At 77.6% G+C, this 17982-nt stretch carries 16 protein-coding genes; 8 read left to right on the forward strand and 8 right to left on the reverse strand.

Going from position 1 to position 17982, the window contains the following annotated elements:
* Window positions 1-92 precede the first annotated feature (92 nt).
* Together JD79_RS20540 and JD79_RS20545 are read left to right on the forward strand one after the other, a co-directional pair.
* Window positions 93-947: an SDR family oxidoreductase gene (locus tag JD79_RS20540; RefSeq protein WP_110007014.1), complete on the forward strand. Its 855-nt coding sequence runs from the start codon at window positions 93-95 to the stop codon at window positions 945-947.
* Window positions 948-1116: 169 nt separating this feature from the next.
* Window positions 1117-1572 carry a hypothetical protein gene (locus JD79_RS20545; RefSeq protein ID WP_110007015.1) on the forward strand — a complete coding sequence of 152 codons (456 nt, stop codon included), beginning with the start codon at window positions 1117-1119 and terminating at the stop codon, window positions 1570-1572.
* Between the two features lie 20 nt (window positions 1573-1592).
* Here JD79_RS20545 and JD79_RS20550 read toward each other — a convergent pair whose 3' ends face one another.
* The gene (locus tag JD79_RS20550) at window positions 1593-2498 is read right to left on the reverse strand and encodes a LysR family transcriptional regulator (RefSeq protein ID WP_110007016.1); all 906 of its coding nucleotides are present in this window, start codon (window positions 2496-2498) and stop codon (window positions 1593-1595) included.
* A gap of 72 nt (window positions 2499-2570) precedes the next feature.
* On the opposite strand from JD79_RS20550, the gene JD79_RS20555 reads away from it, so the two are divergent.
* The gene (locus tag JD79_RS20555) at window positions 2571-3530 is read left to right on the forward strand and encodes an EamA family transporter (protein WP_110007017.1); all 960 of its coding nucleotides are present in this window, start codon (window positions 2571-2573) and stop codon (window positions 3528-3530) included.
* On the opposite strand, the gene JD79_RS20560 is transcribed toward JD79_RS20555, so the two are convergent.
* Window positions 3446-4090 carry a TetR/AcrR family transcriptional regulator gene (locus JD79_RS20560; protein ID WP_170149290.1) on the reverse strand — a complete coding sequence of 215 codons (645 nt, stop codon included), beginning with the start codon at window positions 4088-4090 and terminating at the stop codon, window positions 3446-3448. The genes JD79_RS20555 and JD79_RS20560 overlap by 85 nt on opposite strands.
* A 101-nt stretch (window positions 4091-4191) precedes the next feature.
* On the opposite strand from JD79_RS20560, the gene JD79_RS22835 reads away from it, so the two are divergent.
* Window positions 4192-5718, forward strand: a complete 1527-nt coding sequence (locus JD79_RS22835; protein ID WP_170149291.1) for a tryptophan-rich sensory protein — start codon at window positions 4192-4194, stop codon at window positions 5716-5718.
* A gap of 1063 nt (window positions 5719-6781) precedes the next feature.
* A complete protein-coding gene (locus tag JD79_RS22840; protein WP_170149292.1) occupies window positions 6782-6952 on the forward strand; it encodes a hypothetical protein in 171 nt (56 codons plus the stop codon).
* A gap of 60 nt (window positions 6953-7012) precedes the next feature.
* Here JD79_RS22840 and JD79_RS22845 read toward each other — a convergent pair whose 3' ends face one another.
* On the reverse strand, window positions 7013-7729 hold the full coding sequence (locus JD79_RS22845) for a hypothetical protein (RefSeq protein ID WP_170149293.1): 717 nt from the start codon (window positions 7727-7729) through the stop codon (window positions 7013-7015).
* Window positions 7730-7912: 183 nt separating this feature from the next.
* Here JD79_RS22845 and JD79_RS22850 point away from each other — a divergent pair, with 183 nt between their 5' ends.
* A complete protein-coding gene (locus JD79_RS22850) occupies window positions 7913-8416 on the forward strand; it encodes a DUF2505 domain-containing protein (protein ID WP_170149294.1) in 504 nt (167 codons plus the stop codon).
* A gap of 2 nt (window positions 8417-8418) precedes the next feature.
* Here JD79_RS22850 and JD79_RS20575 read toward each other — a convergent pair whose 3' ends face one another.
* From JD79_RS20575 to JD79_RS20590, 4 genes are read right to left on the reverse strand one after another with little or no spacing between them, the layout of a single operon-like run.
* Window positions 8419-8616: a hypothetical protein gene (locus JD79_RS20575; RefSeq protein WP_110007020.1), complete on the reverse strand. Its 198-nt coding sequence runs from the start codon at window positions 8614-8616 to the stop codon at window positions 8419-8421.
* A gap of 9 nt (window positions 8617-8625) precedes the next feature.
* Complete coding sequence (locus JD79_RS20580; protein ID WP_110007021.1) at window positions 8626-11796, reverse strand: acetyl-CoA carboxylase family protein; 3171 nt, start codon at window positions 11794-11796, stop codon at window positions 8626-8628.
* A 23-nt stretch (window positions 11797-11819) separates the two neighbouring features.
* A complete protein-coding gene (locus JD79_RS20585; protein ID WP_110007924.1) occupies window positions 11820-12473 on the reverse strand; it encodes a response regulator transcription factor in 654 nt (217 codons plus the stop codon).
* Entirely contained in the window at window positions 12470-14455 is a 1986-nt protein-coding gene (locus tag JD79_RS20590) for a sensor histidine kinase (RefSeq protein ID WP_110007022.1), read from the reverse strand. Before JD79_RS20590 ends, JD79_RS20585 begins: the two co-directional genes overlap by 4 nt.
* Window positions 14456-14607: 152 nt before the next feature.
* Here JD79_RS20590 and JD79_RS20595 point away from each other — a divergent pair, with 152 nt between their 5' ends.
* Both JD79_RS20595 and JD79_RS20600 read left to right on the forward strand, forming a co-directional pair.
* On the forward strand, window positions 14608-15315 hold the full coding sequence (locus tag JD79_RS20595; RefSeq protein ID WP_110007023.1) for a hypothetical protein: 708 nt from the start codon (window positions 14608-14610) through the stop codon (window positions 15313-15315).
* A gap of 279 nt (window positions 15316-15594) precedes the next feature.
* A complete protein-coding gene (locus tag JD79_RS20600) occupies window positions 15595-16848 on the forward strand; it encodes a serine/threonine-protein kinase (RefSeq protein ID WP_110007024.1) in 1254 nt (417 codons plus the stop codon).
* Window positions 16849-16889: 41 nt separating this feature from the next.
* Here the strand turns inward: JD79_RS20600 and JD79_RS20605 are convergent, their stop codons facing one another.
* A complete protein-coding gene (locus JD79_RS20605; RefSeq protein WP_110007025.1) occupies window positions 16890-17939 on the reverse strand; it encodes an ion channel in 1050 nt (349 codons plus the stop codon).
* Between the last annotated feature and the right edge of the window lie 43 nt (window positions 17940-17982).

The raw sequence follows: 17982 nt of genomic DNA on the forward strand, positions 1-17982 counted from the left end.
CGGGCCGCGCTATACGTTGAGGTGGCGGGAGAGGTGCTCCCCCCGCCGCCTCCTCCGTCCGGTCCGGCTCCCGGCCTGCCGATGTGGTTGCCGTGGACAACGAGCAGCGGACCGTGCTGATCACCGGCTGTTCCTCGGGTCTGGGCCTGGAGACCGCCGTCGAGCTCGCCGGCCGCGGCTGGCAGGTCGTCGCCTCGATGCGCGACCCCGCCCGGCGCGCCGCCCTCGACGCGCGCACGCGCGAGGCCGGCCTCGACCCCCTCGACGTCGTCCAGCTGGACGTGACCGACGCCGAGTCGGCGCAGCGTGGCGTCAAGGAGGCGCTCGAGCTGACCGGCGGGCGGCTGGACGCCCTCGTCAGCAACGCCGGCACCGCCAGCGGCGGCGCGTTCGAGGAGACCGACGAGGAGGAGTGGCGCCGCGTCCTGGACACCAACCTGTTCGGCGCGATGCGGCTGACCCAGCTCGTGCTGCCGGTCCTGCGGGAGCAGCGGTCCGGCCGGCTGGTCCTCGTCTCCAGCGACTCCGCGCGCTACGGCAACCCCGGCCTGTCGCTGTACTGCGCCTCGAAGTGGGCGCTCGAGGGCTGGGCGGAGTCGCTGGCCTACGAGGTGGAGCCCTTCGGCGTCGGGGTGGTCCTGGTCGAGCCGGGCAACTACGACACCGCCATCTGGACGACGACGCCGCGCACCACCCCGCCGGGCAGCCCCTACGCCGGGCTGCTGCGGACGGTGGAGCGCTTCCTCGAGGAGGAGCACCTCCCCCGCTCGCGCGACCCGCGCGAGGTGGCCCGCGCGGTGGCCCGCGCGCTGACGGCACGCCGCCCGGCGTTCCGCGTGCAGGTGGGGCCGGACGCCCGCATCGCCGCGGGGCTCGGCAAGCTCCCCTACCGGGTCTCGTCGGCCGCCGTCCGCCGGCTCACCGGCCTGCACCGCTGGAAGCCCTGACACCGCTGGACGGGAGAACTCGACCGCGACGGCGATCGTGAGATCGCTGGGAGTCCTCCCGTCCACGCCTTCACAGGACGACGCCCCGTGCCGATGTCCCTGCCGTGGGTGGGGGAACGGCGACGGCCGTGTTCGGATTCCTGGGGACCGTGGTCGGCGGACTGATCACGTGTTCGGGCAGTGGCACAGCTCGCGGGTGGGACGTCGGCGCCAGGAGATCCAGGTGCAGCAACAGCGGGCCGACCTCCGGCGTCAGGCGTACCTGCGCTTCCTGAACAGTGCGGACGAGTTCCAGGAGCACGCCCGGGATGTCACCGCGGTGATCGGCGCCGGGCAGGACGGCGACGTCCGTCGACAGGCGGAGGAGCGCTACCTGCTGGGCTGGCGCCAGCTGAACAGTCGTCTCGCAGAGGCCCAGATCGCGGGGCCTCGACAGGTCAGCGACGAAGCCGGGCGGCTGTACAGCGCCGCTGCTGCCTACAGCGACGCGGTCGACAGCTACATCCGGGAGACGCCTCGAGGCAACCGGGGGAAGGCGCAGCGGGAGTCCCTGGAGGACGCCGTGATCGAGGCTCGGCGGGTGTTCGCCGTCGAGGCACGGCAGGCGATCGACCTGGATCGCTGACACGTCCGCCCGGCTCGACCTCAGCGCGGGGCAGCCGATGCCTCCGCGGAGACGGCGACCAGCGCGTCGAGCACGCGGCGGACGACGAGCCGCTCGGCGGTGTCCGGCCGCAGCAGCGCGTCGACCGTCCGCCCCGCGCGCACACCCCCGAGCGGCAGCAGCCGGACGCCGGGGTGGCCGCCACCGGTGAAGCGGGGCAGCAGCGAGACGCCGTGACCGGCGGCGACGAGCGCCTCGGCGACGGAGAAGTCGTTGATGCGGTGCACGATCCGCGGCGCGGTCCCGGACGCCGTCGCCACGGCGCCGAGCACGTCGGCCACGGGGAAGCCCTCGCGCACGGCGATCCAGTCCTCGTCGTCGAGGTCGCCGGGCGACACCCGGTCGCGGCCGGCCAGCGGGTGGTCCCTCGGCACGGCGACGTCGAGGGGCTCGCGCAGCAACGGGACGACGCGCAGCCCCGGCGCGGGCCACTGCGCGCCGTCGGGCCGGTGGGCGACGACGACGTCGACCCGGTCGGTGAGCGCGGGGAAGTCGTCGAGCGCCACGTCCTCGTCCGAGCACTCGACGGTGATCCCGCCGAGGGTGGCCACCCGGGTGAGCAGCGGGGGCAGCAGCAGTCGCGCGCCGCTCTGGAACGCCGAGACGCGCACCGTCCCCTCCGGGCGCTCCAGGAAGGCCGCGCAGGCCGCCCGGGCCCGCTCGACGGCGACCGCCACGTCGACCGCCGCGTCGGCCAGCGCGTCGCCGGCGGCGGTGAGCCGCAGGCCGCGGCCGACCCGCTCGGTGAGCGGCACGCCGGCCTCCCGCGCCAGCGACGCCAGCTGCTGGGACACCGCCGACGGTGTCAGGTGCAGGACGGCCGCCGCGGCGCCCACACCGCCCTGGCTGCGCACGGTCCGCAGCGTCTCCAGCGCCCGCACGTCCATGCAGCGACGCTACATCGTCAGTACAGATCTGTTCGCTGGTGCTGACGCGTCGGCGCGGGGAGGCTCGACGTCGTGCCGACCCGCGACCGCCTCCTCGCTCTCCTCGTGGCCGTCGTCTGGGGCTTGAACTTCCTGGCGATCCACCTGTCGCTCGAGCAGTTCCCGCCCTTCTTCCTCGTGGCGCTGCGCTTCGCGGTGATCGCCGTCCCGACGGTCCTGCTCGTGCCGCGCCCGGGCGTCCCGTGGCGGTGGGTGCTCGGCTACGGCGCCGGCTTCGGCGTCCTGCAGTTCGTCTTCCTCTACGTCGCGATGGACACCGGCATGCCGACCGGGCTGGCCTCGCTGGTCCTGCAGTCCTCGGCGCCGTTCACCGTCGTCCTCGCCGGGCTGCTGCTGCGCGAGCGGCTGACCGGGCGGCAGGCGGCGGGGGTCGGGCTCGCGGTCGTCGGCCTGGCCGGCATCGCCGTCCACCGGGCCGGCCTGGACGGCGGCGCCACGCTGCTGCCGGTCCTCCTGACGCTGTGCGGCGGACTCGGCTGGGCGCTGGGCAACCTGTGCAACCGGCAGGCGCGCCCGCCCCGGCCGTTCCGGCTGATGCTCTGGATGACCGTCGTGCCGCCGCTGCCGATGCTGGCGCTCTCGCTCGCCACGGAGGGGCCCGCCCGCATCGTGACGTCGCTGACCACACTGGGCACCCGGCAGGGCGTCCTCGCGCTGGCCGGCCTGCTGTTCACCGTCGTCGTCGCCACCCTGCTCGGCTCGGGCATCTGGACGGCGCTGATGAGCCGCCACCCCTCGGGCACCGTGGCGCCGTTCTCGATGCTGGTCCCCGTCGTCGGGACGGGTGCGTCCTGGCTGTTCCTCGGGGAGCGGACGCCTGCGCTCGAGCTGGCCTGCGGCGTCCTGGTGGTGGCCGGGGTGCTGTTCGGCAGCCGGCTCCCCCGCTCCTACCCGTCGGAGCCCAGGGCGACCGAGCCCGGGGCGACCGAGCCCGGGGCGCCGACCCAGGAGACCCGCAGCGCCTCGGTGTAGGCGGCCGGGTCGAGGTCGCCCAGCAGCAGCCGCTGGAGGAGGAAGCCGAGGACCGCGGACAGCATCGTGGCCCCGAGGTGGTGGGGGTCGGCGTCGGCCGGGAGGGTCCCGGCCCGCTGCCCGCGTCGCACGACCTCGACGAAGAACCCGCGGATGGTGCGGTAGGCCCGGTCGACGACGGCGTGCACCTCGGGGTTGCGCAGCGCCTCGCCCCACGCCTGGACGGCGACCCGGGTCAGGTCGACCGACCCGCGCCCGGCGACGTCGGCGACCATCCGGACGGCGGTCGCGACGGCCCCGGCGGGGTCCGGCACCGGCTCCTGCCGCAGCAGCACGTCGAAGCGCGCCGCCGCCTCGCCCAGGACCCGCTCGACGATCGCCGCGATCAGCTCGTCCTTGCTGCGGAAGTACCGGTAGACCGCGCCCGCCGAGAGCCCGGACGCCGCGATGACGTCGGCCATGCCGGTCGCCTGGAAGCCGTTGGCGGCGAAGCGCGCGGTGGCGGCGTCGAGGATCTGGTCGCGGCGGGCGGTGAGGTGGGACTCGGGTACGCGGGGCACGCGTCCACTGTAAAGCGAACGACCGTTCTTGACGCCGTGCCGCGGTGGGTCCACACTCGGCGCGGTAAGCGAACGGTCCTTCGTTTTACTGGAGTGGTCCGATGTCCGCCTCCCCGCAGCCCGCGTCTCCTCCCCCCGCCCGCGCGCTCCTGACCGTTCCCGTCGCGGTCGCCGTCCTGCTCACCGTGGTCCTCACGGCCTTCGCCTGGTTCGCCGTCCGCTCGGCGCCGCACGACCTCCCGCTCGCCGTCGCGGGGCCGGCGCCCGCCGCCGCCCCGGTGACCGCCGGCCTCGAGGCCGCCTCCCCGGGTGCCTTCGACGTCCGGCCGGTCGACGACGAGGCGGCGGCCCGCTCGGCGATCGAGGACCGCGAGGTCTACGGCGCGGTCGTGGTCGACGCCGCCGGCCCGCGGCTGCTGGTCGCCTCGGCCGCCTCGCCCACCGTCGCCACCGCGCTGCGCCAGGTCGCGACCGGGCTCGGCGCGGCCACCGGCACCCCCGTCCCGGTCGAGGACGTCGTCCCCGCCCCGGAGGCGGACCCGCGCGGCGCCGGCCTGGCCGCCGCCGCCCTGCCCCTCGCGCTCGGCGGCATCGTGACCGCCGCGCTCGCCTCGCGCCTGGTGCGCGGCCGCGGACGGCGGATCGCCACGGCGCTCGCCGCGGCGGTGGCCGGCGGCATGGTGACCGCGACCGTCCTGGGCAGCTGGCTCGGCTCGGTCGAGGGCTCGTGGTGGACGACGACGGGCGTGGTGGCCCTGGGCGTCGCGGCGACCGCGCTGGTCCTGCTGGGCCTGCACGACCTGCTGGGCACGCCCGGGCTGGCGCTGGGCGCGGCGACGACCGTGCTGCTGGGCAACCCGCTGTCCGGGCTGGCCGGCGCGCCGGAGCTGCTGCCCGGCGCCTGGGGTGCGGTGGGCCAGTGGCTGCCGCCGGGCGCGACCGGCACGCTGCTGCGTTCCACCTCGTGGTTCGACGGCGCCGGGGCCGGCCCCGCGCTGCTGGTCCTGACCGTCTGGTGCCTGGCCGGCCTGGCGCTGACGGGCGCCGGCGCCGCGACGGCCCGCCGCTCCCGGCCCGCGGCGCCGGTCCCGCCGAGCGGGAGGCCGTGCCGGCCTGAGCGGGCCGTGCTCGGGGCCGTCGGGGCCCGGTCCCCTGGTCACCTCCACCGTGCCCGTCGTGCTCACCGCGCTGGTGGGCACGGCGGGCACCGACGTCGGCCCGGGCTGGTGCCGGCGCCTGGACGAGCCGCGCGGGCAGCCGCCCGGCCCGGCCTCCGGGATCACGGGACGGCGCTGTACGTGCCGCTGGCCACGGCCGGCACCGGGGCACCGCGGCGGGCGGGGCCGGACGGCGGAGCTGGTTGCGTTCCCGGTCGACCTCCTCCTGGACGCGGGACGGCCGTGGGCGTTCCTCCGCGCCACCGGCCCGCGCTCGCGGCGGCGGAGGCGGTGCTGCTCGCCGTCTCGAGCGCCGACCTCGCCCGGCGGTCCGCGCGGATCGACCGCACCGCCGGGCCGGCCCTGCTCCCCCACGCGGATTGGACGGCCTTCGCCGCGGTGCCGAGCACGGAGATCGTGCGGCGCGACCGCCGCTGCCCCCGTCCCGCTGCGGCGGCCGGGAGTTCGTGATCGGATCGGTTCCGCCTCCCGCTGGGAGTGTCCACGCCGGCCTCCGGCGGGGCGCACGCGCGACACGCGCAGCGCCTGCGGGTGCCACGCCGTCGGCCATGGACGTACGGAACCGTCCGGGACACCATGGGCGGGCCTTCCGACAGCTCAGGGGGAGCGCACATGGACAGAAGACGACGCGGTGTCCGGTCCGCCCGGTTCGTCCCGGGCCTCGGCGCGAGCGCGTGCGCACTCGGGATGGCGGCCGCGGTGGCCGCCGTCTCGGGCCCGCCGGTCACCGGCGCTGCGGGGACGGGCAGCGCGTCGGCGGCCGGGGAGGCGGCGCACACGGAGGCCCGGGTGGGCGAGACCGCGGACGACGCCGGACCGCTGGTGCTGCCGAGCATCGGCGTGACGGCCCCCGGCTTCGAGGACGGCTGGGTGCCGGCGTCCGCGTCGCGGCCGCTGCCGGACGCCGGCGCCTCGCCGGGCGACCTGCTGGAGCGGTTCTCGTTCGACACGTCCTCGCTCGGGAACTCGTTCTCCTCGGGTGGGTCCGCGGGCGGGCCGGTCGCGCCCGACGTCCCCCCTCCGGCGCCCGTCCCCGCCGACCCGGTCCCCGCCGCGCCTGCTCCGGAGGCTCCGGCACCCGAGGCCCCGGCACCCGAGGCCCCGGCACCCGAGGCCCCGGCCCCTGAGGCCCCGGCCCCTGAGCCGCCCGCCGAGCAGCCGCCCGCCGAGCAGCCGCCCGCCGAGACGCCGCCCACCGAGACGCCGCCCACCGAGCAGCCGGCCGCGCCGGCGGACGCGGCGCCCCTCGCCCCGGTCGAGGAACCGCCGGTCGAGGAACCGCCCGCCGAGGAACCGCCCGCCGAGGAACCGCCCGCCGAGCAGCCCCCGCCGAGCAGCCCCCGCCGAGCAGCCCCCGCCGAGCAGCCCCCGCCGAGCAGCCCCCGCCGAGCAGCCGCCGGTCGAGGAACCGCCCGCCGAGCAGCCCCCGGCAGAACAGCCACCGGCGGAGGGATCTCCGGCGGAGACGCCCGTCGCCGACCAGGCACCGGCGGAGGAGCCCGTCACCGAGCAGGTGACACCGGTCGCCCCGGCGTGCGAGGACCCCGCCGACGCGGCGGCGGCCGACGGCACCGCGGTCGCGGACCCGGCGGCGACCACCCCGGCCGACCCCGCGGCGACGGAGTCCGCCGAGGCGGCCGTCGAGGCGTGCACGGCTCCCGAGGAGGCCGCGCCCGCGGCCTGACCCCGACGCACGGAGGCCCCCACCCGGACTCGGGTGGGGGCCTCCGTCATCGACGTGGCGTCAGCGCTCGGCGGCCTTGGCGAAGCTGCTCACGCACTCACCCTGGTTGCGGAAGACCGGCAGGGTGCTGGTGGCCCAGCCACCGTTCTTGCACTGCTGCTTGCCGGTCAGCTCGACGTCCCGCGCGAACGTGTACCGGGTGCCGGCGAAGTGGATCGCGTTGATCACGCCGTCGCCCTTGACGCCCGAACCGAGCGAGAAGCCGAACGCGTCGACCCGCGCTGTCGGGAACGCCGCTCGCCACTGGTCGAGCGTGCCGTGGTCGGTGCTACCGGACCCGCCCTCGTGTGAAGGAGCGCCGTCCTTCACGAACTGGGCGGCCTCGTTGTTGAGCCACCAGTCGCCGTTGTAGGCGCGCTCACCGACGAGGATCCCGTCCGGGGTGCCGTTGGCATCGAAGTCGACGACCAGCTGGAATCCCGGAGCGCCACCGGTGGTGGCGGTGTAGTCGAGGGTCGGCTCACCGACCCGGGCCAGCGGGGTGTCCGTGGCGACGTACTCGGCGACCTTGTCCGTGCGGGTCGCGCCCTCGGTCCAGATGTGCAGGCCGGTGCCGGCCACCTCGAAGTGACCCGTGGCGCGGGTGTCGCTGTAGGGAGCCGCCAGGAAGTCGCTGGGGTGGATCACGTCGGTTGCGGCGGCCTGGGCGGCCGGGCCGGTGAACAGGATGGTGACGCCGGCGGCCAGGGCCCCGGCGACGGCGGTGCTGCGGCGCACGCGTCGTCTCCTCGATCGGTGCGCCGGTCCCCGATCGGCCGGCGCGGTGTGACGGACGCTAGGTCGCTCGGACCGGCCCGCCGCGGAGGTCGCGGGCGCGGGTCCGGCCCAGCGGCCCCAGTGCCCTCGCCCGTCCCGGTGACCCCGGTGGGCGCCCCGCCCGTGGCCGCACGAGGATGGGGCGTGCCCATCGACGCCACCACCAGCTACGCCGCCACCCCCGACCGTGTGCTCGCCGCCCTCACCGACGAGGCCTTCCTGCGCGAGGTCGCCTCGGCCCTGGAGGCGCAGGTGCAGGAGGTGTCCAGCCGCACCGAGGGGCCGGGGACCACGACGGTGGTGCGGCTGACGGCACCGACGACGGGCATCCCGCCGGTGTTCGCCCGCTTCGTCGGCGGCACCGTGCCGGTCACCGAGCGCACCACCTGGACCTCCGACGGCGACGGTGGTTACCGCGGCGCGCTCGACCTGCGCGCCGAGATCATGGGCCGCCAGGCCCTCGTCACCTGCGAGCGGCGGCTGACCCCGGCCTCCGGCGGCGGCACCCGCGCCACGGTGACCGGCGACGCCAGGGTCGACGCGCCCTTCATCGGCCGCCAGGCCGAGGGAGCCGTCCGCGACCTGGTCACCCAGGTGGTGCTCCGCCGCGAGCACGAGGTGCTGCAGCGCCGCCTCGGCGAGGACTGAGCTCAGGGGGCGATCGGGCCCCACCGCGCGACGTCGCCGCCGGCCTCGTCGCGGAGGACGTACTCACCGGCACCCGGCGGGTCGTCCGCGCGGTGGCGGCTGACGACGTCGACGGCCTCGGACTCGGCGGCGGTCGCGTCGGCGGCGTCCCACTCCCGCAGGACGGCGCCGTCGCCGGTGGTCAGGCGGTGGCTCGGCACGGCCGGACGCTAGGACGGTCCGGCCAGTCCGGCCAGCGCGCGGACCAGCACCTCCCGGGTGTCGGCCGGGTCGACGACGTCGTCCACCTCGAAGGCCGAGGCGACGTTGAGCGCCCGCCCCTGCGCGTAGGACTCCGCCACCAGCTCGGCGTAGCGGGCCTCGCGGGCCTCGGGCGGCAGCGCCTCCAGCTCGCGCCGGTGCCCGAGCCGGGTCGCGCCCTCCAGGCTCATCGGCCCGAACTCGCCGGTGGGCCAGGCGAGGGTGAGCAGCGGGACGCGCAGGTCGCCGCCGAGCATGGCCATCGCGCCCAGCCCGTAGGCCTTGCGCAGCACCACCGCCAGCAGCGGCACGCCCAGCTGGGCCCCGGCCACGTAGAGCCCGCCGAAGCGGCGGACGGTGCCGGTCCGCTCGGACTCCGGGCCGACCATGAACCCCGGCGTGTCGACCAGCGAGACCACCGGCAGCCCGGCCGACGCGCAGAGCCGCAGGAACGCCGCGGCCTTGTCCGCCGACTCGCCGTCGATGGCGCCGCCGAGGTGCCGCGGGTCGTTGGCCACGATGCCCACCGGCCGCCCGTCGAGGCGGGCCAGCGCGGTGACGACGCCGCGGCCGAACGCCGGCCGCAGCTCCAGCACGCTGCCGGTGTCGGCGAGCGTGCCGACCACGGGCCGCACGTCGTAGCTGCGCACCCGGTTGGCCGGCAGCGCCGTCCGCAGCGCCCGCTGGTCGGCCGCCTGCCCCGCCACGACGCGGCCGGTGAGCAGCCCGATCGCCTGCCGGGCGGCGGCCACGGCGGCGGCGTCGTCGGGGACCACGACGTCGACGACGCCGTTGGCGGCCTGCACCGCGGTCGGGCCGACGTCGCCGGGTGCGACGACGCCGAGCCCGCCGGCCTCGATCATCGCCGGGCCGCCCATCCCGATGCTGCTGTCCTCGGTGGCGACGACGACGTCGCAGCAGCCGACGAGTGCGGCGTTGCCGGCGAAGCAGTACCCCGAGACGATGGCCACCGTGGGCACGCGCCCGGCCAGGCGGGCCATCGTGGTGAACGTCGGGACGTCGAGCCGGGAGAAGCCGCCGCCGTCGGTGTCGCCGGGCCGCCCGCCCCCGCCCTCGGCGACCAGGACGACCGGCAGCTCCCGCTCCGCGGCGACCTCGAGCAGCCGGTCGGTCTTGCGGTGGTTGGTGCGCCCCTGGGTGCCGGCCAGCACGGTGTAGTCGTAGGCGAGGACGGCGCACGGCACGCCGCCGACCTCGCCGATGCCGGTGACCATGCCGTCGGCCGGGGTCCGCGTGACCAGCTCCTCCAGCGACCGCCGGGCCCGCTGGGCGGCGATGCCGAGCTGGCCGTACTCGACGAAGGTGCCCGGGTCGACCAGCGCGGCCACCGTCTCGCGCGCGGTCATCCGCCCGGCGTCGCGCCGGCGGGCCACCGCCTCGGGCCGGGCGTCGTCGAGGGTGGCGGCCCGCCGCTCCTGCAGCTCGGCCAGCTCCGGGCGGACGGCGTCGGGATCGGCCGCCTCCGGTCCCGCGGCGGCGTCGTCGACGTCGCCGGGGACGACCCCGCCGAGGACCGTCCCCGCGGTCACGACGTCGCCCACCCGCACGGCCAGCCCGGTGAGCACGCCGGCCACCGGCGCGGGCACGACGTGCTCCATCTTCATCGCCTCGAGCACCAGCAGCGTCGTCCCGGCGGCGACGGCGTCGCCCTCGGCGGCGGTCACCTCCACCACCGCGCCCGACAGCGGCGCGGTCACCGGCAGGGCGCCGTCGGCTCCGGCGACGGCGGACTGCACGGGGACGTCCGGCACCAGGTCGGCGAGGCGGTCGTCGACGAGGTCGGTGGTCGCCCTCCCGTCGGCCACGCCGGGCAGGTCGAGCAGCGCGGCCAGCAGGTCGCGGTTGACCGGGACCCCGGCGACGTCGAGCTCGGCCAGCGCACGACGGCAGCCGGCCAGCGCCCGCGGCAGGTCGCGGTCGGTGACGACGACCTTGGCCAGCAGCGAGTCGTAGCGCGGGCCGACCTCGTCGCCGGCGACCACGCCGGTGTCCACCCGCACGCCGCGGCCCGTGGGCGGGACGAACCGCTCGAGCCGTCCCACGCCGGGGTGCACCGTGCCGTCGGGCAGCAGCGTCTCGGCGTTGACCCGGGCCTGCACGGCCGCGCCCCGGGACGGCGGGGGCGAGGCCAGTCCGAGGTCGCCGAGCGTCGCGCCCTCGGCCAGCCGGATGCCGACCTCGACCAGGTCCAGGCCGGTGACCTCCTCGGTCACGGTGTGCTCGACCTGGAGCCGCGGGTTCACCTCGAGGAAGGCCACCTCGGCGCCGCGCGCCTCGTCGTGGCGGACCAGGAACTCGACGGTGGCGAGCCCGCGGTAGTGCAGCGAGCCGCACAGCGCGGTGGCGTGGGCGGCCAGGCGGGCGCGCAGGTCGTCGCCGAGCCCGGGCGCCGGAGCGATCTCGACCAGTTTCTGCCGGCGCCGCTGCAGCGAGCAGTCGCGGTCGCCGAGGGCGACGACCGCGGCGCCGTCGCCGGCCACCTGCACCTCGACGTGCCGGGCGCCGGTCAGCAGCCGCTCCACGTACACCGCGCCGCTGCCGAAGGCCGCCGTCGCCTCCGAGCGGGCGCGCTCGAGCGCCGCGGGCAGGTCCGCGGGGTCGCGCACCGGGCGCATGCCCCGCCCGCCGCCCCCGGCGACCGCCTTGACCATGACCGCGCCGCCGTCGCCCAGGCCGGCGAGGAACGCGGCGGCGGCGTCGAGGCCGGTGTCGCTGTCGGTGGCGACGAGCACCGGCAGGCCCAGCGCGGCGGCGCGGGCGCGGGCGGCGGTCTTGTCACCGAGCAGCGCGAGCGCCTCGGCGCCGGGGCCGACGAACGCGACGCCCGCCTCCGCGCAGGCGCGGGCGAGGTCGGGGCTCTCGGCGAGGAAGCCCCAGCCGGGGTGCAGGCCGTCGGCACCCGAGCGCACCGCGGCACCCACGACGGCCGCGACGTCGAGGTAGGCGGCCGGGCCGCTCCCGGGCAGGCGGACGACGTCGTCGGCGCGGCGGGCGTGCAGGCTCCCGGCGTCGTCCTCGGCGGCGACCGCGACGGTGGACAGGCCGAGGGCGGCGGCGGTCCGCAGCACGCGGACGGCGACCTCGCCGCGGTTGGCCACCAGCAGGCGGGTGAGCGTCATCGGGCGCGGAGTCTAGGCGGGCCTCAGGTCCCCAGCCCGGGCGCGGCACCACCGAGGCCGGCGTCCCGGGCCCGCGCCACCGCCTCGGCCCGGCTGCCCACCTCGAGCTTGGCGAAGACGGCCGAGACCACGTTGCGCACCGTCTTCTCCGACAGGTACAGCCGCCCGGCGATCTCGCCGTTGGACGCCCCCGTGGCCAGCAGCCCGAGCACCTCCCGCTCGCGCTCGGTGAGCTGCGGGAAGGCGGCGAGCCCGTCGCTGCGGGGGCTCAGCCGCGCGAGCGCCGCGCCGAGCCCGCGGCCCAGCACCGTCTCGCCCTCGGCCACCGCCTCCAGCGCCCGCGCGATCTGCGCCCGCGAGGAGCCCTTGACCAGGTAGCCCCGCGCACCGGCCCGCAGCGCCGCGGCCACGGCGTCCTCGTTCTCCACCATCGTGAGCACCAGGACCGCGGTGTCCGGCAGGTCGGCGGTGATCCGGGCGGTGGCGTCGATGCCGTTGCCGCCCGGCAGGTGCAGGTCCATGAGCACGACGTCGGGCCGGTGTGCCAGCGCCGCGGTCACCGCCTCCCCGGCGTCCGCGGCCTCGGCCACCACCCGCGCCCAGCCGAGGGAGTCGACGAGCGCCACCAGGCCCTCGCGGAACACCGGGTGGTCGTCGACGACGAGGACGGTGGTCACGCCGCTCCCGTCGGCAGGCAGGCGCGCACCGTCGTCCCGGGACCGCTGCTGACCGTGCACGTGCCCCCCAGCTCGGCGGCGCGCTGGTGCATCGAGCCCAGCCCCACGCCGGTCGCCGCCCCCGGCCGCACGCCGATGCCGTCGTCCTCCACGCAGACCTCCAGTGCCGTCCCGCGGTGGGTGATCGTGACGTGCGCGCGGGTGGCGCGGGCGTGCCGGGCCACGTTGGTCATCGCCTCGCCGACGATGCGGAGGGCCGCCACCTCCACGGCGGCCGGCAGCTCGCCGAGGTCCCCGGGGACGTCCACGGTCACCGCGACGCCGCCATCGGCCAGCCGGGCCGCGTGCGCCCGCACCGCGCCGGCCAGCCCGAGGTCGCCGAGCGCGGCCGGGCGGAGGTCGTCGACGATCCGGCGGACGTCGGCCACCGAGGCGCGCAGGTGGCCGGCGGCGCGGTCGAGCATCGCGGTGGCCCGGGCGGGGTCGGCCGGCACGAGCTCCGCGGCGGCCTCCAGCTGCATCGCCGTCGCCGCCAGCACCGGGCCGAGGTCGTCGTGCAGGTCGTGGCGCAGCCGCCGCCGCTCCTCCTCGCGCGAGGTCACGATCGACTCCCGCGAGCGCTGCAGCTCCCCGGCCAGCAGCACCGCGTGCGCCGCCTGCGCGGTCTGCCGCACCAGCTCGTCGAGCAGGTCCCGCAGCCGCGGGCCGAGCCCGCCGGCGGGCAGGACGACGTCGAGCCGCCCGACCGTCCGCCCCTGGTGCACCAGCGGCAGCGTCCGGACGTCGTCGCCGCTGCCGGGGGCGCGCCCGGCCGTCACCGGCTCGGAACCGGGCAGGTGCAGCGCGACCGACGGGAGCCGCAGCGTGCGCGCGAGGACCTCGACCACGCCGGGCAGGACCTGGGACGGCGCCGTCGCCGAGTCCACCCGCCGGCCCAGCTCCCCCACCACCACCCCGGGCTCGACGACGTCGCCGTAGAGGAGCCGGTTGACCCCGCGCTGCAGCGCGTCGCGCGCGGGCTGGACGAGCACCGCGGCGAGGGCGAAGACCAGCAGGTCCGACTGCTCCCCCAGCCGGCCGAGCAGGCGGCCGGCGAGCACGAGCAGGACGCCGTGCAGGGCCAGCGCCAGCAGGGTCAGCGACAGGTAGACGAGCGTGCGGGCCAGCGCGGGGTCGAGGTCCCACAGCCGCGTGCGCACCAGCGCCCAGGCGGTCGCCGCGGGCAGCGGCAGCAGCGCCGCGGCGATCAGGGCGGTCTCGGCGGCGGGCACCGACCAGGCCAGGACCAGCAGCAGGACCGTGGCCAGCGCGCCGGCCAGGACCCACAGGACCTGCTCGCGCTCCCGCCCGCCGCTGCGCCGCAGCCGCACCACCAGCGAGGCCACGCCCGCGACGGTGCCGGCCAGCACGAGGACGAGGGAGAGCCCGGCCAGCGCGAAGGCGCCGTCGACGCCGACCGGGTTGACCAGGTCGCGGTACGGCGCCGCCACCGGCCGGTCCTGCTGGTCGTAGGGGGTCAGCGCCCAGCCGACCGGGGCCAGGACCACCGTGGCGGCGCCGACGCCGGCCGCCGCCGTCCAGCCGCGGCCGGGCAGCCGCCCGTCCGGCAGCACCTGCAGCAGCAGCGCGACGACCGGCACGTAGGCCGGCACCCACAGCCAGGTGGAGAGCCAGAAGGCCGCGGCGCCGACCGCGGACGCCGGGTCCGCGGGCACCAGCGCGGCGGCGACCGTGGCGGCCAGCGCGACCCCGCCGCTGCTCACCCCGACCAGGAGCATCAGCCACCCGGCGAGCAGCCGCGGCCGCGCGGCGGCGACGACGGCGCCGAGGACGCCGGACCCGCCCGCGCCGGCCAGCCCCCAGGCGACCGTCGCGGGCCCGGCGTCGGGGACGCCGGTCAGCGCGAGCACCAGCGCGGCGACGGCCATGGCCAGCCCGGCGACGGCCGCGGCACCGGCGGCGACGGTCCGGGCGGCGGGCACCGCGACATGGTGGCAGTGGAGGTGTCCCAGGACCCAGGGACCACGCTCCCCCGGCAGGTCGGGACACGCGGCCGATGCCGCCGGGACGCCGTCGCCGCGACCGTTCCCGGTGCCCGGCCGACGGAGCCGGTCCCCCGCAGGAGGAACCCGACATGTCCAGCACCACCCACCTCGGCACCGGCCTCGTCGCCCCGCAGGCCACCGCACCCGAGGTCCCGGCCGCACCCGCCGCGCCGGCCGCCCCCGCACCCCACCCGCGCCGCCGGCTCCTCGTGGGCGCCGCCCTCGCCGGTCCGGTCGCCCTCGCCGCCCAGTACCTGTTGTCGTCGGCCGGCCTGCCCCGCGACGACGCCGGCCCGTGGCTGGCCGGGCTGGCCGAGGACCCGACGGCCCAGACGCTGTCGGTCGTCGTCTACCTGGTGGCGATGGTCGCCGGGATCGCCGCCGCGGCCACGGTCGCCCTGGCCTGCGGCCGCCGCGCCCCGTGGCTGTCCGGCATCGCCGCGGCGCTGCTGGCCGCCGGCAGCGTCGGCGGCGGCGGCTTCGCCGGCATGCGGCTGATCGCCGGCGTCCTGGCCGGCGAGGGCGGTCCCGCGGCCGCCGAGACGTGGGCGGCCGTGCAGCAGGGGCCGCCCTTCCTCGTCCTGGGCCCGCTGGTGCTCATGGCGGTCGTCGGCACGGTGCTGGCCGCGGTGGCGCTGGTCCGGGCGCGGGCCGACGTGACGGTCTGGGCCGCGCCGGCCTACCTCGCCGGCTTCGTCCTCGCCAGCGGCGAGTTCCCCACGGCCGTGAGCGTCCTCGGCGAGGCGCTGGTGCTCGCCGCGCTGGTGCCGGTGGCCCGGGCGGCCCTGCGCGGGTGACCCGGCGCGGGTGACCCTGCGTGGGGAGCCCGGTGCGGTCCGGCGGCGCCGGGTCCGTCCTCCCCGGACGGGCCCGGCGCCGGGGCGCGGACCGGACGCGACCGGGGCAGGCTGGAGCCATGACGACGCCGGAGCCCGACCTCCCGCAGCCGCGCGACATCGCCCTGGAGATGGAGGACGAGGAGACCGCCGCCCACCTCGAGGCGGAGAGCGACCCCGAGCCGGGTCGCAGTGACTGAGCCGGGCCGCCCGGCCCGCTCCGGGCGTACCGTCCCCGACATGACCGCCGACGCGGGTGCACAGCGGTTGGTCGCCGGCCGCTACACGGTGAACGGGATGCTCGGCCGAGGGGGCATGGGCGTCGTCTGGCGGGCCACCGACCAGGTCCTGGGCCGCCCAGTGGCGCTCAAGGAGGTCACCTTCCCGGCGCACCTCACCGACGACGAGCGCGAGGCGCTGCGCAACCGGACGCTGCGCGAGGCCCGGGCGGCCGCCCGCCTGGTGCACCCGTGCGTCACCACCCTCTACGACGTCGTCGAGGAGGACGGCCGGCCCTGGCTGGTCATGGAGCACGTCGAGTCCCGCAGCCTGCAGGAGATCGTGCAGCGCGAGGGCCCGCTGCCCTGGCGCGCGGTGGCCCGCATCGGCCTGGACGTGCTCGACGCGCTGGAGGCCGCGCACGCCGCCGGGATCGTGCACCGCGACGTCAAGCCGGCCAACGTGCTCGTCGGGCGGGACTGCGCGGCGCACCTCACCGACTTCGGCATCGCGATCGCCACCGGCGGCCCGTCGATCACCACGTCCGGCGCGATCATCGGCTCACCGTCGTACATGGCGCCCGAGCGGGCCCGCGGCGAGGAGCCCGGGCCCGCCGTCGACCTGTGGTCCCTCGGCGCCACGCTGTACACCGCCGTCGAGGGCCGGCTGGCCTTCGACCGGCCCGAGTCGATGGCCACGCTGCTGGCCGTCGTCTCCGAGGACCCCGCGCCGACCGAGCTCGCCGGCCCGCTGGCCCCGGTCCTCGAGGGCCTGCTCACCAAGGACGCCGCCGCGCGCTGGGACGTGCCGCGGACGCGGGCGGCGCTGCGGGCGGTGCTCGAGGGCGCCGGGCCGGGACCGGAGTGGACGCCCCGCGCGCAGGACCCCGGCGACGACCGGGCCGACGGCAGCGACTCCGACCGCGACGACGGCAGCCGCCCGACCCTCGGCGGCCAGGTCGAGCGCTTCGACCTCGACGACCTGCGCGCCCTCGCCTCGGTCATCCACGGCGTCGCCCGCGACGCCCGCGACCAGGCGCGCTACCTCGCCGACCGGCGCAAGGAGCGCAAGGAGCGCAGGGACGCCCGGGAGCAGCAGCGCAGGCAGGGCAGGCGGGCGCCCCGGCCCGCTCCCGCGGCCGCCGCCGCGCCCTCCACCCCGTCCCCTGCCGCGCCGCCGGCCCCGTCCCCGGCGCCGCCCCGGCCCGGCGCGCGGCGCCCGTGCAGCGGCGCCGCCGGTTCAAGCGCCGCTGGGTGGTCGTCCCGGTCGTGCTGACCGTGCTCGCCGTGCTGGCCGCCCTCGCCGGGGTGGTGGCGCTAGTGGCCGCGGCGTTCGGCGTGTGGTGAGCGGCCCAGCCGGGACGCGTCCAGCCGCTGCGACGCCACGTAGTAGAGGGTCGCGCCCTCCGGCACCGGGGTGTCCCACGCGGGGCTGACCAGCAGCCCCTCGCCGGTGCGCAGCGCGAGCACGGTCGCGCCGTGGTCCCGGCCGAACGCCGTCTGGCACTCGCCGAAGGTCCGCTGCGGCAGGTCGCGCGGCACCCGCACCGAGTAGGTGTTGCCGTGCCCGCCGGCGGTCATCAGCTCGTTGTAGACCTGGGTCAGCCCCGGGTCGGCGGCCTCCTCCGACAGCAGGAACGGCATGTGCCACTGCACGACCTGCACGCCGGGGTTGACGTAGCGGAGCGTCTCGCGCCGGCCGAGGTCGCGCACGGCGGCGACCATGTGCACCTGCGGGTTGGCGTGGTCGACGGCGACCGCGATGGCCAGCGTCTCGTTGTCGTCGCGGCCGTCGATGACCGCCGTCCGGGCGCGGTCGACGCAGGCGCGGGTCATGACGTCGGCGTGGGTGAGGTCGCCGCGGACGAAGGACACCCGCGGCTCCTCGGGCATGGGGTTGCTCGCGACGTCGTCGTGGGCGGCGAGCACCACCTGGGTGCCCGGCTCGACGGTGAGCTCGGCGACGATCCGCTCGGTGCGCCCCGGCGTGTAGCCCAGGACGACGACGTGGTCCCGGAGGTCCAGGCCGACCACTCCTCTCAGCCGCTTGCCCCGCGCGGTCTGCAGGGCGGTGGCCAGCTCGGTGAACAGCAGGGTCAGGGTGACGATCCCGCCGACGATGACGTAGGCGCCGACGAGGTGGCCGAGGCCGGTCTCGGGGAAGAAGTCGCCGTAGCCGACGGTGGCGGCGGTGACGACGAAGTACCACCAGTAGGTGCCGGGGGCGACGAGCTCGCTGCCCGGCTCGGCCAGCGCCATCAGCCCCCAGCTGGTGAGGAACACCAGCGTGGCCACCGCCAGCGGCAGCTTCCAGCCGGGCAGCCGGATGCGGGCGAAGCGCAGCAGCCGGTGCAGGAAGAACGGCAACGCTCTGGCTCCCTCGACGGCGCGGCGGACACCGCAACCTACC

It is taken from the genome of Geodermatophilus normandii (assembly GCF_003182485.1).
Lineage (GTDB): Bacteria > Actinomycetota > Actinomycetes > Mycobacteriales > Geodermatophilaceae > Geodermatophilus > Geodermatophilus normandii.